Origin of the sequence: Shewanella sp. JNE2, from assembly GCF_023159115.1 — a bacterium.
Classification (GTDB): Bacteria; Pseudomonadota; Gammaproteobacteria; order Enterobacterales; family Shewanellaceae; genus Shewanella; species Shewanella putrefaciens.
Genome location: NZ_CP096169.1, coordinates 2,626,018 through 2,641,338, shown reverse-complemented (window position 1 = coordinate 2,641,338; position 15,321 = coordinate 2,626,018). Strand labels below are relative to the sequence as shown.

Annotated in this window: 10 protein-coding genes; 5 read left to right on the top strand and 5 right to left on the bottom strand. The window is 46.1% G+C overall.

Features of this window, described 5'->3' with window-relative positions; genetic code table 11:
• Positions 1-12 precede the first annotated feature (12 nt).
• Positions 13-1,965 (bottom strand): acetate--CoA ligase, encoded by a 1,953-nt coding sequence (gene acs, locus MZ182_RS11790; protein WP_248066203.1) that lies wholly within the window; start codon positions 1,963-1,965, stop codon positions 13-15.
• A gap of 175 nt (positions 1,966-2,140) precedes the next feature.
• Here acs and MZ182_RS11785 point away from each other — a divergent pair, with 175 nt between their 5' ends.
• On the top strand, positions 2,141-5,578 hold the full coding sequence (locus MZ182_RS11785) for a NahK/ErcS family hybrid sensor histidine kinase/response regulator (RefSeq protein ID WP_011788995.1): 3,438 nt from the start codon (positions 2,141-2,143) through the stop codon (positions 5,576-5,578).
• Positions 5,579-5,633: 55 nt separating this feature from the next.
• On the opposite strand, the gene MZ182_RS11780 is transcribed toward MZ182_RS11785, so the two are convergent.
• The 3 genes from MZ182_RS11780 to bioA form a co-directional block, all read right to left on the bottom strand.
• Positions 5,634-6,443, bottom strand: coding sequence for a methyl-accepting chemotaxis protein (locus MZ182_RS11780; RefSeq protein WP_248066201.1), 810 nt, complete (start codon positions 6,441-6,443; stop codon positions 5,634-5,636).
• On the bottom strand, positions 6,419-7,231 hold the full coding sequence (locus tag MZ182_RS11775; RefSeq protein ID WP_248066198.1) for a cache domain-containing protein: 813 nt from the start codon (positions 7,229-7,231) through the stop codon (positions 6,419-6,421). The genes MZ182_RS11780 and MZ182_RS11775 overlap by 25 nt, the downstream gene beginning before the upstream one ends.
• A gap of 232 nt (positions 7,232-7,463) precedes the next feature.
• Positions 7,464-8,804, bottom strand: a complete 1,341-nt coding sequence (bioA, locus tag MZ182_RS11770; protein WP_248066195.1) for an adenosylmethionine--8-amino-7-oxononanoate transaminase — start codon at positions 8,802-8,804, stop codon at positions 7,464-7,466.
• 123 nt (positions 8,805-8,927) lie between these two features.
• Between bioA and bioB the strand changes: the two genes are divergently transcribed.
• The 4 genes from bioB (at position 8,928) to bioD (ending at position 12,927) form a co-directional block, all read left to right on the top strand.
• The gene (bioB, locus tag MZ182_RS11765; protein WP_248066192.1) at positions 8,928-9,980 is read left to right on the top strand and encodes a biotin synthase BioB; all 1,053 of its coding nucleotides are present in this window, start codon (positions 8,928-8,930) and stop codon (positions 9,978-9,980) included.
• A 4-nt stretch (positions 9,981-9,984) separates the two neighbouring features.
• On the top strand, positions 9,985-11,196 hold the full coding sequence (locus tag MZ182_RS11760) for an aminotransferase class I/II-fold pyridoxal phosphate-dependent enzyme (protein ID WP_248066189.1): 1,212 nt from the start codon (positions 9,985-9,987) through the stop codon (positions 11,194-11,196).
• Between the two features lie 138 nt (positions 11,197-11,334).
• Positions 11,335-12,144 carry a malonyl-ACP O-methyltransferase BioC gene (gene bioC / locus MZ182_RS11755; RefSeq protein WP_014610768.1) on the top strand — a complete coding sequence of 270 codons (810 nt, stop codon included), beginning with the start codon at positions 11,335-11,337 and terminating at the stop codon, positions 12,142-12,144.
• A 39-nt stretch (positions 12,145-12,183) separates the two neighbouring features.
• Positions 12,184-12,927, top strand: coding sequence for a dethiobiotin synthase (gene bioD, locus MZ182_RS11750; protein WP_011919477.1), 744 nt, complete (start codon positions 12,184-12,186; stop codon positions 12,925-12,927).
• 99 nt (positions 12,928-13,026) lie between these two features.
• Here bioD and MZ182_RS11745 read toward each other — a convergent pair whose 3' ends face one another.
• A complete protein-coding gene (locus MZ182_RS11745; RefSeq protein ID WP_248066187.1) occupies positions 13,027-15,321 on the bottom strand; it encodes a TonB-dependent receptor in 2,295 nt (764 codons plus the stop codon).

Here is a 15,321-nt window from a genome sequence, read left to right as displayed (position 1 = left end):
GCGTACATTGGTTTATTCTGTACGATTTAAACGGGTTTCAATCAAGGTTTCGATAACCGCTGGATCGGCTAAGGTTGATGCATCACCTAAATTGGTGACTTCGTTAGCAGCAATCTTACGTAGGAAGCGGCGCATAATTTTGCCTGAACGGGTTTTAGGTAATCCACTTGCCCATTGGATGAGGTCTGGAGTTGCTAATGCACCAATCTCTTTACGCACCCATTGGCGCAGTTCCTGGCGTAGCTCTTCACTTTCTTCTGTGCCACGGGTTAGCGTGACGTAGGCATAGATACCTTGGCCTTTAATATCGTGTGGATAGCCCACAACAGCGGCTTCAGCAACCAGTTCATGGGATACCAATGCACTTTCCACTTCAGCGGTACCTAAACGGTGTCCAGAGACGTTAATGACGTCATCGACACGCCCCGTGATCCAGTAGTAACCGTCTTCATCGCGACGGGCACCATCACCGGTAAAATACATGCCGCGGAAGGTTTTAAAGTAGGTCAGCACGAATCGTTCGTGGTCGCCATACACAGTCCGCATTTGGCCTGGCCAAGAATCGAGTAAGACTAAGTTACCTTCATTCTCACCCTCTAAAATGTTACCCATATTGTCGACTAAGGCGGGTTGTACGCCAAAGAATGGACGGGTGGCTGATCCCGGTTTTGTGTCCGTCGCACCCGGCAGTGGCGTTATTAAAATACCGCCAGTCTCGGTTTGCCACCAAGTATCGACAATCGGACAATGCTCGTGACCAATGACTTCGTGATACCAACGCCATGCTTCTGGATTGATAGGTTCGCCAACTGAGCCCATGATCCGCAGTGTACTTCCATCGAATTGATCAAAATGCTGTTTGCCTTCGGCCATTAATGCACGGATCAACGTCGGTGCGGTGTAAAGGATATTGACCTTATGACGGTCAATCATCTCACCAAGTCGAGCGGGGCTTGGATGATTGGGCACGCCTTCGTGGATAAGTACAGTGGCACCATTGGCGAGTGGACCGTAAACCATATATGAGTGGCCCGTGATCCAACCTACATCAGCCGTACACCAGTACACTTCTCCGGCTTTATAATCAAAGACATATTCATGGGTCATCGACGCATAGACCATGTAACCACCAGTGGTATGTAAAACACCTTTAGGATTACCGGTAGAGCCTGAGGTATAGAGTAAAAACAGTGGGTCTTCGGCGCCCATTTCTTCTGGCTGGCAGTGCTCCGATGCGGTTTCAAGTAAGCTGTGCCACCAAACATCACGGCCTTCAACCCAGTCGATTTTGCCACCTGTACGTTTAAGGACGATGACTTTTTCTACGCTAGTGACATCGGGATGATTGAGCGCGTCATCGATATTACGCTTTAGTGGAATGGCTCGGCCACCGCGCATCCCCTCATCAGAGGTGATCACCACTTTTGATTTGCCATCGATCACACGGGAGGCGATAGAGTCAGGTGAGAAGCCACCAAATACGACTGAATGAACCGCGCCAATGCGTGCGCAAGCAAGCATAGCAACGGCGGCTTCTGGCACCATTGGCATGTAAATGGTGACTATGTCACCACGGCGCACGCCTTGACTGCGAAGCGCATTAGCAAACTTACACACTTGAGTGTACAGCTCGCCATAGGTAATTTTACGCTGTTCATTGGCGTTATCACCTTCCCATATAATGGCAACACGATCACTGTGTTCGCTAAGGTGGCGGTCAAGGCAGTTAGCTGATGCGTTTAGGGTGCCATCGTAAAACCAGTTAATTGACAAATTATGATCGTCAAAAGAGGTTTTTTTGATCTTTGTATAGGGTTTTATCCAGTCAATGCGTTTGCCGTGCTCTCTCCAGAAACCCTCTGGGTTGACAATCGACTCTTGGTACATTGTTTTATATTGTTCGTTATTTACAAGTGCATTGGCAGCGATATTGCCGGAGACTTTGTAGAGAGACTGCGAGCTCATAGGGCTTCCCTTTAAAAAAATTGCGTGGACTGAGTATGGTATGCAAGGGGGCGGCAACTCCATTAGACCTTGGTCTAGTGTTAAAATTTCCTTTATATTTAGTCTGTTGCACTCTAAAATCTGGCTAGATTTCATCCATTATTTATCGCATTATAATGGGAAAAAAGAGCAAAATATGAATTTAACCTTAGTCGTTTCCGTCATTGCTGTTTGTTATGTATCACTTTTATTCCTGTTGGCTTGGGGAGCCGAGCGTTGGTTTGGTGGGGTGACAAAAAAGTTACAGGTTGTGATTTATGGCCTTAGTCTTGCCGTTTATTGCTCCTCATGGAGTTTTTTAGGGACTGTAGGGCAATCAGCTAAGGATCTTTGGTCTTTTTTACCCATTTTTATCGGCCCGATCCTGATCTTTACTCTGGGGTTTGGCATGTTGCGCAAAATGGTACTTGTGTCTAAAGCACAAAATATTACCTCTGTTGCTGACTTTATTGCCGCACGTTATGGAAAATCCCAAACCCTTGCCGCTCTCGTCACTTTGATTGCGTTGTTTGGCATCATGCCTTACATCGCTTTACAACTTAAGGCGATGGTGTTTAGCCTGAATTTATTTCAACCCGCAGACGATCCCCTTGATGGGGTCACCATTTCGTTATTGATCACCGCATTACTCGCCATTTTTGCCATTTTATTTGGTACCCGAAAACTAGATGCAACTGAGCATAATCCCGGCATGATGCTCGCGATTGCCTTTGAGTCTTTGGTTAAACTTGCGGCTTTTCTGTTAGTTGGGATTGTCATTAGCTTTGGGGTGTTCGATGGTTTTGGTGATATCTGGCAGCAGGCAAGTGCCAAATCATTGATCAATAACCCCAATCCGCGTATTGAAGCCTTAATGCCTGAGCTATTAGTGGGCATGGCAGCCTTCCTGTGTATGCCAAGGCAGTTCCATGTCATGGTTGTTGAATGTGCTGATGAGTCCGTTTTATCAAAAGGGCGGTGGTTATTTCCTTTGTATTTAGCATTATTTGGCTTATTTGTTGGACCACTCGCCCTTGCTGGTCAATTGATCTTGGGGGATTCAGTTGCCGCCGATACCTATGTGATCAATTTGCCACTCGCATTAGATCAACCTCTGCTGGCCGTTATCGCTTTGCTAGGGACTTTATCGGCGGCGACGGGAATGGTCATTGTGGCCGTTGTGACCATCAGTGTTATGGTCAGTAATGAATGGTTAGTGCCGGTAATGTTACGCGCTGGGCATATTCGCGAGAAAAATTTTAGCCAATTCTCCCAAATGCTCCTTAATGTTCGCCGGTTAGCTATCGTCATTATCCTTGGTTTGGGCTACTGCAGTTACCTCGCTCTAGCGGACAGTGACTCTTTATCTCACTTAGGTATGTTGTCCTTTGGTGCTTTTGCCCAGCTAGCCCCTGCACTTGTGGGCGGGCTTTATTGGAAGCATGGTAACCGTGCAGGTGTGTTTTTAGGATTAGGCGTAGGTTTTGTCCTATGGTTTTATCTGATGCTCCAAGGTATGGCAGATACTCAAAGCTCTGGCGCACCGATTTCAACCCATTTTGAACTGACCAGTGCGATTCAGCCTAATGTGCGTGATGCCTTAACGGCGTTATTTGTCAATATTGCGTGTTATATACTGGGTTCTATTTGGTTTAGGGCAGGGGTGGCTGAGCGTATTCAGGCCAGTGCTTTTGTGAGCCCCGGTAAACTCAAAAATAATGCTAATAAAAAGAATGGGCCAATTTCACAACAGGATTTATTAATCCTTGCGAGTCGCTTTGTCAGCCCAACCCGTGCCTATGAGAGTTTTAGCCGTTTCTCAACTGATGCGGTTAAAAGTGATAGTTGGCATAAAGCGGCTCCTCCTGCGCTGATTTCTCATACTGAGCGTTTACTTGCCAGCGTCCTTGGTGCCTCAAGTGCGTCTTTGGTAATGGATTCTGTGCTGCAAGGGCGCGATCTTGCTTTGGATGAAGTATTTAGCCTTGTCGATGAAGCATCATCAAAAATCATGCTTAGCCAAGATATGCTACGCGGCGCGATTGAGCATGCCTATGAGGGGATGAGTGTTATTGATAGCGATCTGAACCTCGTGGCGTGGAATTATAAATATGTAGAGCTTTATCAATATCCAGAAGGTTTTTTGCAGCAGGGAATGCCTATCAGCGAAGTGATCCGCTTTAACGCTGCGCGGGGGTATTGCGGGCAAGGGGATATCGAATTACAGGTTGAAAAGCGGGTACAGCATATGCGTAATGGTACGCCGCATACTTCAGAGCGATATCGTAAAGACGGGAAAGTTATTAAAATTCAAGGGAACCCTATGCCAGATGGTGGGTTTGTTATGACTTTTACCGATATTACCCAATACCGTGAGCAGGAACGTGCTTTACTCGAAGCCAATGAAACCCTTGAAAGCAGAGTTAAGGAACGTACCTTTGAACTTGCGATGTTAAATAGCGAACTGTTAGAGGCTAAAGCCCAAGAGGAAATGGCGAATGCGTCTAAGAGTCGTTTTCTTGCCGCGGTAGGCCACGATTTGATGCAACCCTTAAATGCGGCGCGGTTATTTACCGCATCGCTATCCCAATATCCCAACTTAGACCGAGAGGCGCGCACGACCTTATCCCATGTGAATAGTTCGCTGAAAATTGCGGGTGAACTCCTAACCGATTTACTCGACATCTCTAAGCTGGATTCGGGGATGGTGGAGGTAAATCGGCGTGATTTTGCAATATCAGAGCTGCTTAATGGATTATCCGTCGAATTTGAAGCGATGGCGGGGGATAGTCAAATTCGCTTTAAGATGATGCCTTGCAGCGCCACAGTAAACTCCGATCCGTCACTCCTTAGGCGAGTGCTGCAAAACTTTTTAACCAATGCCTATCGCTATGCCCGTGGTGGGCGGGTACTTTTTGGTTGTCGTCATCGGGGGCGCGAACTTGAAATTCAAGTATTAGATACGGGTTGTGGCATTGATGAACGTGAAACCCAAGAGATTTTTAAGGAGTTTAAACGATTAAATAATCCTAAAAGTAATAGTGTGAGTGGTTTGGGTTTAGGATTAGCGATTGCAGATAGGATAAGTAAAGTGCTAGAGCACAGTATTTATGTGTCATCACAACTCGGCCGTGGCTCAGTGTTTTCGATTCGCGTCCCTTTAGGTGAAACCGTGCGCCAACCACAGATCAAAGCTTTACCCTCATTATTACAGCCCTTATCCGGCATTAAGGTGTTGTGCATCGATAATGAGGAGGCGATTTTGGCGGGATTAGAAAGTTTATTAAGTCGTTGGCAGTGCGAAGTGATCTGTGCCAAGAATTTATCAGAAGCCCGAATTAAGCTGGGTTTGAAAGGCGTAGCACCAGATATCGTCTTAGCGGATTTTCATTTGGATGATGGACAAAATGGGGTCGATGCGATGGACGGTATTCGTGCCTTGTATGGGCAAGATTTACCCGGTATTTTGATCACTGCGAATACCCGTAAAGAATTGGTTGAGGATGTGCAGCGCCGTGGTTATCACTATATGGCGAAAATGATTAAGCCAGCAGCACTGCGAGCCTTGATTTCAAGCCTCGTAAAATCAGTCTGACAATCTGAGTAACAAGCAAAAAGCACTGAAATATCAGTGCTTTTTGCTTATACCGTTAAATCTTAAATATTGCTAATTTGCTGTTTAAATTCAGTGAGAGTTCCGCTAACGTCTCACTTTCTTGCGCAAGATAAGTGGCCGACTCAGACACCTCCAATGCGGAATTATTGATACCACATACATTTCGATTCATATCCTCTGCGACCACACTTTGTTCTTCGGCAGCGGTGGCTATTTGGGTGGCCATATCACTCACATGTTTGATATGGTTGACAATTAAGGATAAATCATTCCCAGCTTTTGTCGATTGCTCAACGCTTTTTTCTGCAAGTTCTCGACTTTCATCCATGGCGTTGGCAGCATTGACGGCCCGCTGCTGTAATCGTGAAATTGTGGTTTGAATTTCTTCAGTGGATTGCCTCGTTCGACTAGCAAGTTGCCTGACTTCATCTGCAACGACAGCAAATCCACGGCCTTGCTCCCCCGCGCGGGCCGCTTCAATGGCGGCATTTAATGCGAGTAAATTGGTTTGCTCTGAAATGGCGCTGATCACAGAGGTGACTTCACTTATTTGCATCACCTCTTCTTTTAATTGATTGACTTGGGAGGTTGCCTGTTCAACCTCTTTTGCAAGGGCATGAATACCATCAACACTCGCATGGACATCTTGGTTACCTAGCCCCGCTTCCCATGTTGCTTCTTTGGTATCTTTTGCCGTGTTTTCAGCATTGTTAGCAACATCTGCAATGGTCGCGCTCATTTCATTCATTGCAGTGGCTAATTGGGCGAGCTGATCCCGTTGATTATTAACCGCTTGGTTCGTTTCTTCTGCTGTTGAGGCTATTCTCGCTGAAGCCTGTGCCACATTATCCGCTCCTTTGCTTCACTCAGCGCACTGCGGATCGCTGCCATACTTTTGTTTATGTTCTGGGCAAGCTGGCTTAGTTCATCCGTCCCATAAATTTTGAGTTCTATGGTTAAATCCCCTTGGGCAATACCGTGCATTGCCTCGTTGATATCATCAACTGAGCGAATAATGGAATGGCTAATCACATAACCTAGCCAAGCCATAAAGAGGATAAGTACAAAGGTGGTACTTCCCATGATGATATATTCTCGCCAAATAGTGTCTTCGATATCTTGGAGTAACATTCCTGACCCTAAAATCCAACCCCAAGGCTTAAAGCCTATAACGAGTGACATTTTTTGTGCTGCATCCCCAGATGCTGTCATCCATTGGTATTGTAAGACGCCATGTTGTCCATTTCGGCCGAGATCGACCATCTTAAACCAGTAATTTTCCTTGCCCGAATCTCCCATTTGCTGTCCAACCAGCTCTTTTCTGATGGGATGGACGACAACACGTCGTGATTCATCAATGACAAAAATATAGTTGTCTCCATCAAAGCGCATATCATTCAGCATCTCCTTCGCTGCTTGCTGAGCTTGCTCCATCGGGAGTGATTGCGCTAGTGCTTGAATACGGCTCATTGCCAATGTTAAGACGGCATTAAGCCGCGCCTCCCTCTCTGTCATCAGATTGTTTTTAAGGGCGTTAGCTGAAAGAAACAGTAAGATTAAGGTGCCCGTAAGTGCTGCAAATAATGGGAGGGCGAGTTTTCGATTAACGCTGATGTTCGCGAGTTTTAACATGTGATCTCCTTGTCTTTGTATCGCGGCTTAAGCTATTCCTCAGCTTTTGTAGTTACAGGGAATGTTAGAAAAAGGGCAACTAAACTGAGCGATATAAGCATTGCCATATTTACTAAATTTTCCAGTTAACCCGCAAAATAAACAGCGTAAACACCAGTCTATTCGTCACAATTGTGAGCAAGGTTGCAATTGCAACATTGCTCATCGCCAATAAGTGATCGTTATTTAGAGACTAGCCATGGCTGATCAATTGCTTAGTGTTGTTTGAGCGAGCTTGAGTTGGGTTTGCTGGCGTAATTGTTGCTGCAACTCGCTTCATTGCTTGAGTGAGTTGGCTTAATTGTGTCGTATTAATGATATAAGGCGGCATAATATAAATCAGGTGTGAGAAAGGGCGAACCCATACCCCTAAATCGACAAATTGTTGTTGCAGTGCGGCTGTATTGACTGGCTCATGCATTTCCAGTACTCCCACGGCACCGAGTACTCGCACCGCCTTCACACTTGGAATTTCAATTGCATCTTTAAGCTCTGTACGCATTTGCTGTTCAATGGCTGCTACTTGGATCTGCCATTCATTCCGATTAATGACATCAAGACTTGCACAAGCTGCTGCACAGGCAAGAGGATTAGCCATAAAGGTGGGGCCATGCATAAATACGCCTGCGGGGGATTGGCTTATCCCCTGAGCCACTTCATCAGTACATAGGGTTGCCGCTAAGCTGATATAACCACCGGTCAGCGCTTTACCTAAACATAAGATATCTGGGGTGATTTGGGCGTGTTCATAGGCAAATAGTTTACCCGTGCGGCCAAAGCCAGTGGCGATTTCATCCAAGATCAATAGGATGTTGAATTCATCACACAGGGCACGAAGTCCTATTAAATACTCCGCACTGTAAAAGCGCATACCGCCCGCGCCTTGCATGATAGGCTCGATAATCACTGCAGCAATATCATTATGGTGCGTACTTAAGGTGTTACGCATTGCGGTTAAATCATCCGCTTGTAATGCTTCGCCAAAAGCGGTTTGTGGCGCATCGACAAAGCATTGTTTAGTCACAGCATCCCCAAACATGGTGTGCATACCACCCTCGGGATCGCAGACACTCATAGCAGCAAAGGTGTCGCCGTGGTAGCCCTTTTTAACAGTCAGAATGCGTTGCTTCTGAGGTTGTTCTTGGCCTTGCCAATATTGCAAAGCCATCTTGATGGCGACTTCGACGGCGATGGAGCCAGAGTCGCATAAAAAGACTTTTGTTAGCGGCTCACAGGTCATGGCAATGAGCTTTTTACACAGTGCGATAGCGGGCTCGTGGGTAATGCCGCCAAACATCACATGGCTTAGTTGATGTAGTTGCTTTTCCATCGCACTCAATATGTCGGGATGGGCATAACCATGGACGCATGCCCACCATGAACTTGTGCCGTCAATCAGTTTACGACCATCGATTAACTCTAACTCACAGCCCTTTGCACTGTGCACGCCAAAAACCGGAAGAGAGTGGGTCATGGAGGTGTAAGGGTGCCAAATATGGGCACTGTCAAAGTCAAAATCGAGTAAATTACGCATAATAGCTCACATTTTTGGTTGTAAAGTAATCAGTAGTAAACTTGCCTTACTGGTTGGCGTTGACAGTTTAAGGGCTGAGGTTATCCTAGCCAAGATAAAAGACAGAATAATAAAAGGTGTGTAATGTCGCAGTTGCAAGTTCGCCATGATTGGAAGCGGGAAGAGATCGAAGCCTTATTTGCGCTACCGATGAATGACTTATTATTTAAAGCCCACAGTATTCACCGTGAGGTGTACGATCCTAATGAAGTGCAGATCAGCCGTTTGCTATCAATTAAAACGGGGGCTTGTCCTGAGGATTGTAAATATTGCCCGCAGAGTGCTCGCTATGATACAGGTCTAGAGAAAGAGCGTTTGCTGGCGATGGAAACCGTGTTGACCGAGGCACGCAGTGCGAAAGCCGCGGGAGCTTCCCGTTTCTGCATGGGTGCAGCTTGGCGTAACCCCAAAGAAAAAGACATGCCATACCTTAAGCAAATGGTACAAGAGGTCAAAGCCTTAGGTATGGAAACCTGCATGACGCTTGGTATGTTATCCGCTGAACAAGCGAATGAGTTAGCAGATGCTGGACTAGATTATTACAACCACAATTTAGACACTTCGCCTGAATATTACGGTGATGTGATCACGACGCGTACCTATCAAAATCGTTTAGATACATTAACTCATGTACGCGCATCTGGGATGAAAGTGTGCTCAGGTGGAATTGTCGGTATGGGTGAAACGGCAACTGATCGCGCAGGTTTACTGCAACAACTGGCTAATTTACCGCAACATCCTGATTCAGTGCCTATCAATATGTTAGTCAAAGTGGCGGGGACGCCGTTTGAGAAGCTTGACGATCTCGACCCACTCGAATTTGTGCGTACTATCGCCGTGGCGCGTATCTTAATGCCACTTTCTCGCGTGCGTTTATCGGCGGGTCGCGAAAATATGAGTGATGAACTGCAGGCGATGTGTTTCTTTGCTGGTGCCAATTCGATTTTCTATGGTTGCAAATTGCTAACCACACCTAACCCAGAAGAAAGCGATGATATGGGGTTATTCCGTCGTTTAGGTTTGCGTCCTGAGCAGGGCGCCGTGGCAACCCTTGATGATGAACAGGCGGTGCTGGCTAAAGCGGCTGCCCATCAAGATAAATCAACAGCGCAGTTCTATGATGCTGCGGCGCTGTAATTAAATGAGTTTTCAGCTCGATGCGAAAATAGCTGCTCGTCAACAGGCTTTGTTTGAGCAAGGACTGCTGAGACAACGCAACGCCTTATGCACTGACAGTTTATGCGCTGATAGCATAGGAGATTTAAGTCCTCGATTTTTATTCGAGGGGGGGAGCTATCTTAATTTCAGCAGCAACGATTATTTAGGTTTATCCCGTAACCCCGCGTTGATTGAAGCGCTGCACAGTGCGGCGCTTCAATATGGGGTAGGCAGCGGCGCATCCCCCTTAGTGACAGGTTACAGTAAGGCACATTTTACCCTTGAGCAAAGGCTCTGTGAACTGACAGGTCACCAAGCGGCGTTGCTCTTTAGTTCAGGTTTTAGTGCAAATACTGCCTTGATGAAAACCCTGTTTGATAAACAGGATATAGTCGTTGCCGATAAGCTAGTGCATGCCTCTATTATTGATGGTTTATGCGATAGCGGCGCCGATCTTAAGCGTTTCCTACATAATTGCCTCGAGAGCGCCGAGCGGCTCCTTAGCCGTAACTCTGCATCGGCGCTTATCACCGAAAGTGTATTTAGTATGGATGGAGACTGTGCGCAGCTCGCCGCATTATCGACCCTCTGCCGTCAACATCATACTTGGTTGATAGTCGATGATGCCCATGGTTTTGGTGTACTGCCAGAGTTTGATGCGGGCAAAGCTGCCGAACTTATGGATGTGCAAGTGGTAACCTTTGGTAAGGCTTTAGGTTGTCAGGGTGCTGCGGTTTTAGGTAGCAAAGCCTTGATCGACTTTTTGGTGAGTAATGCCCGTGAATACATTTATTCTACGGCACTTTCGCCCGTAAATGCAGCGCTGGCATTGGCCGCAACTGAGCACTGTGTTGCACACCCTGAACTGCGGCTAAAGCTTCTTGAAAATATTCAATTATTTAAACAGTTATGTCTTGAGGCAAAAGTGCCGTTACTCGGTTCAGATACCGCTATTCAGCCAGTGATCATTGGCGATTCCCAGCAAACTTTAAGGATTTCAAGTGCGCTAAAGGAGAGAGGGATTTGGGTTGGGGCGATTCGTCCGCCCACAGTGCCTGTTGGATCCGCGCGGCTTCGCATTACGTTAACGGCATCCCATAGTGCCAGTGATATTGCCTACTGTGTCAATGTGCTCGCTCAGGTGCTGGATAATGCTCATCTGCCTTCGGTCAGCGAGCGTGAACGTCCAGAGTAATCTCGTTTGAGCGATGTTATCTTTTATGCCGTTTCTTTGTCGTTTATGACAAAAGTCCATTATTCATGCTGACTTTGGACTGTACCAATATGAGTATCGTGAGTGAATGCAGATTGTAAAAACAGAATGTGAGTTGTTATGAACCAAATCAAGTCGAGTGAGCTTAGCTATGCAGGGGATATCCAAGTTCCGTCGATTGCGGAGCGTTTTTCCGCTGCCGCCCATCACTATCAAGATCATAACAAGTTACAGCGACTGAGTGCCGCGAGTTTACTGGACGGTTTTATTGCTACTGGCAATCTTTTAGATATTGGCGCAGGACCAGGAACTCGGTTTGAATTTCCACAAGCGGCAATCTCTAAGCCGAAGGTTTTTGCTCTAGATATTGCCTTGGGGATGCTGAAAAAACTGAAACAGACTTATCCTCATTACCAAAGTATTTGTGCTGATGCCGCGCAATTACCTTTGGGTGAGGGTACTATGGATAACATTTATTCCAATCTTGCGTTGCAATGGTGTGCGGATTTTTCGGCTGTGGTTGCCGAAATGGCGCGGGTGCTAAGGCCAAGTGGTGAATGCCATTTGGCGATTGTTGCCGATGGTAGCCTTAATGAATTGTCAGCATTAGGCCTACGAGTCAATGCTTTTTCTCCTATGGATGAGTTAATCGGTGCTTTTGATTCTGAGAAATGGCAACTATCCAAGGTTACATTAGTCCCAATGACAGTGCATTTTGACACACTTAAAGCACTGCTTTATTCCATTAAAGGGGTTGGCGCTTCTGTTCAATCTTACCGTGTTAGCGCATTGCCACATGGTGAAATACTTAAGCTTCGCGGCCGCAAAGATTGGCAGGATCTCATCTTACATGCTGAAATGTTGCGCCAACCGCAAGGCTTACCTCTGACTTATCAAATTGCACAAATTCGTGCGCGTCGATTAGGTTAACCGAATCGGATAACGGGGTAGTTTAATAAAGGATCTAATATGTTTTTTGTAACAGGAACAGATACCGACAGCGGTAAGACCTTGGTTTCGTCGGCATTATTAACCGCAGTAAATCGTTTAGGTAATATCGCCCATGCTGACTCCGCTGTGAGTATCCTTGCGGCTAATACTATGTTGACTTTAGGTGTTAAGCCTATTGCCTCTGGTTGCACGCAAACCTCTGAAGGATTGCGTAATGCCGATGCGTTACAGTTGATGACGTCATCGTCACTAAAACTTGCATATCCCGTCATTAACCCATTTACCTTCGAACCTGCGATTGCACCGCACATTGCCGCCGCCCAAGTGGGTGTGAGTTTAGCGCCTGAAGTTATTATTGAAAGTTTAGATTTAGTGGCATTTGCTCAAGCGGATTTTTGCTTGATTGAGGGCGCGGGTGGCTGGCGTTTACCCTTAGGTGATGGCAGGTATCTTTCGGAAGTCGTACAGAGATTAGAACTGCCTGTGATACTCGTGGTTGGCATGAAACTCGGTTGCTTAAATCATGCATTGCTGACTCAAGAGGCGATATTGGCCGATGGGCTTAAGATTGCAGGTTGGGTCGCGAATAGTGTCGATCCGAACATGAGTATGTTTGAGGAGAATCTGACGAGTCTTAAAGAGATGATGACTGCACCTTTCCTCGGTTGTGTGCCATTTCTCGATGAGCCCTCGGCTGACAATGCGGCGAATTTTTTACATTGTGAAGCATTACTAAAGCGGGTTATTCCTGAAGCTCACTAACCGGAGTAGCTCGGCATGTTGCTTTTAGTGTTATGCGAGCTGTATTTAGCAAAAGGTCACACCTGACCCTTTGCTAACAGTATGAAAATTAAGATAAGCCTAATAACTTAGACGTAATTCTGCAAACCAAAAACGCCCCGGACTGATATAAAACTGGTTGTATTGTTCATTGAATAAGTTATTGATCCCTAATGAAGCTGTGATGTTGTCGGAAACAAAATAAGTGGTTTTTACATCGGTTAACATAAAGGAGTCTGTTGAGCCTGGCACGTGAGTCACGACATCCGTATTGGTTACATTCGTAAATCGCTTACTTTGATAGCTATGGTTTGCAGTGATATACCAATCGCCTTGGCGCCAATTCAGGTTCAAGTTGTACATATTTTTTGGGGTATGGGGGAGTGCTTTACCGACAACATTCGGATTGGGGTCTTGGGTGACTTCACTGTCCGTATAAGTGTAGTTGGCTGACCAGCCTAAACCGTAGTGCCATGTGCCTTTGAGTTCTAACTCGACTCCTTGAATTTTTGCCTCAGCGACGTTTTGAGGCATGCTAATACCATCAACCGTTTGAGTTGCTATTCGATCATCAATCTCGGAACGGTAAATCGTCGCTATCGCATTGATATTATTTTGAAAGCTGTGGTCAACCCCCAACTCCCATGACACCAAAGTCTCTGGTTTTAAATCAGGGTTACCGACATAGATATTTCCTCCTAGGTTTGCAGTACCAAAAAACTCGTACAAATTGGGCGCTCGAAAAGCTTTGCCTAGAGAGGCGCGGTAACTGGTATTGGTACTGGGTTTATAAACCATTGATATTTTAGGACTGATAGGGGAGTCTGTTACCTTGTCATAGGTAATACTGCCGGTTCCACCTGCTTGAGTATAGGAGTGAGATTCTCCACCGCGCATTTTCCACCAATCTTGTCTGGCACCGATATAGGCAGTGAATTTATCATTCAGTTGCCAAGCATCTTGGACATAAAAAGAACGTATTTGGTCTTTGGCTGTGGTGTCCGCCGACATAAATACTTTGGACGTTGGATCTGTCCAATTGCTTAAGCTCCAACGCTCTTCAGTGACATCCCCTTCGTTTGCAGCGACTCCTAGCACTAGCGTATGGTTATCACTTAGGGGCATATCTAGCTGAACATCAATGCTTTTTCTGGTGCTTTCAGTTGCAGGTGCTAGCCGACCATCGCCACCCTCAAAGGTGACCGGATTTATGGGGGCATGTCCAGCATTGGCGGTGGTGAGTCCTGCAATAATTGTCGTAGTCTCTTTACTAATATGCCCAGCGGAGATGTGTAAATTGATTTGATCCCAGCTTGTACTCAAATTTAACCCTGTATTGGTTTGCGTTGTACTTCCCCCTCGAGCAAATAACGTACCATTTAGCCAAGTCGTCATGGGGATATTGCTATAGGTTGGAATGCTATCGACCTTGCCTGATTCTGTGACTTCGGTGGTGCGTAGTAGGCTATGGGGCTGATCATAACCATATACTGAGTCTGAGTTAGCGTAGCTAAGGTTTAGACGAGTATCATCTGATGGGGTGTAAGTTAATCGAAGGCCGTAGGTTTCATCATTGAACCAGTTATCTCCCATATCACCAATAAGATTGCTTTTTCCACCGACGTTAGTTGTGTAGGGGACCCAACCTGTAACGCCTTCGGGAAGTTTATCAATAACAGCATCGGACGCATTTACATGGGTTGTTGGATAACCATCGGTTTCACGCTTGCGGTAGTTTGCGCCTAATGTAACGGAATCCAGTATTTTTAAGGTACCCTGTAAGGCTTGATCGCTAAAATTTTCAGGAGCGATACTATCAGCTGGACCGCCTATCCCCATTTTCATTGAAAAACTGTTTTCTTCGGGGACTTTGGTAAAAATATTGACGACACCGCCAATAGCATTACCACCATAAAGGCTAGAAAAGGGGCCTCGTACAACTTCAATTTGCTGCACATTTTCACTATCAATCATCGTCCAGTTGACTTGCCCATTGCGGGAATCATTTTGGGGAACACCATCGACTAGCACTAATGTATCTCGCGCATTACTCAATCCCCGTATCGTGAGCGATGGAGTGGTTTCCATAAATCCTTTAGTACGTCGGTCCATTACACCTGCAGTTTTTCCTAAGGCTTCATCAATGGTAAAGAGTGTCATTCCTTGGATATCTTCTTCCGTGATCACATTGATGGCGGAAGGGGAGGATTTAATATCCTGCGCAGTACGTGTTGCTGAAACGACGATGATCTCCATTTCATCGGTCTCTTTTGTGGTTGATGCTTGTGCTTGCATACCCGTGGTAGCAAGAAAGAGTGTTAGCACGAGTACACTTAAAGGATAAGGAATATGGGGGCTGCGGCCTAGATACATCAT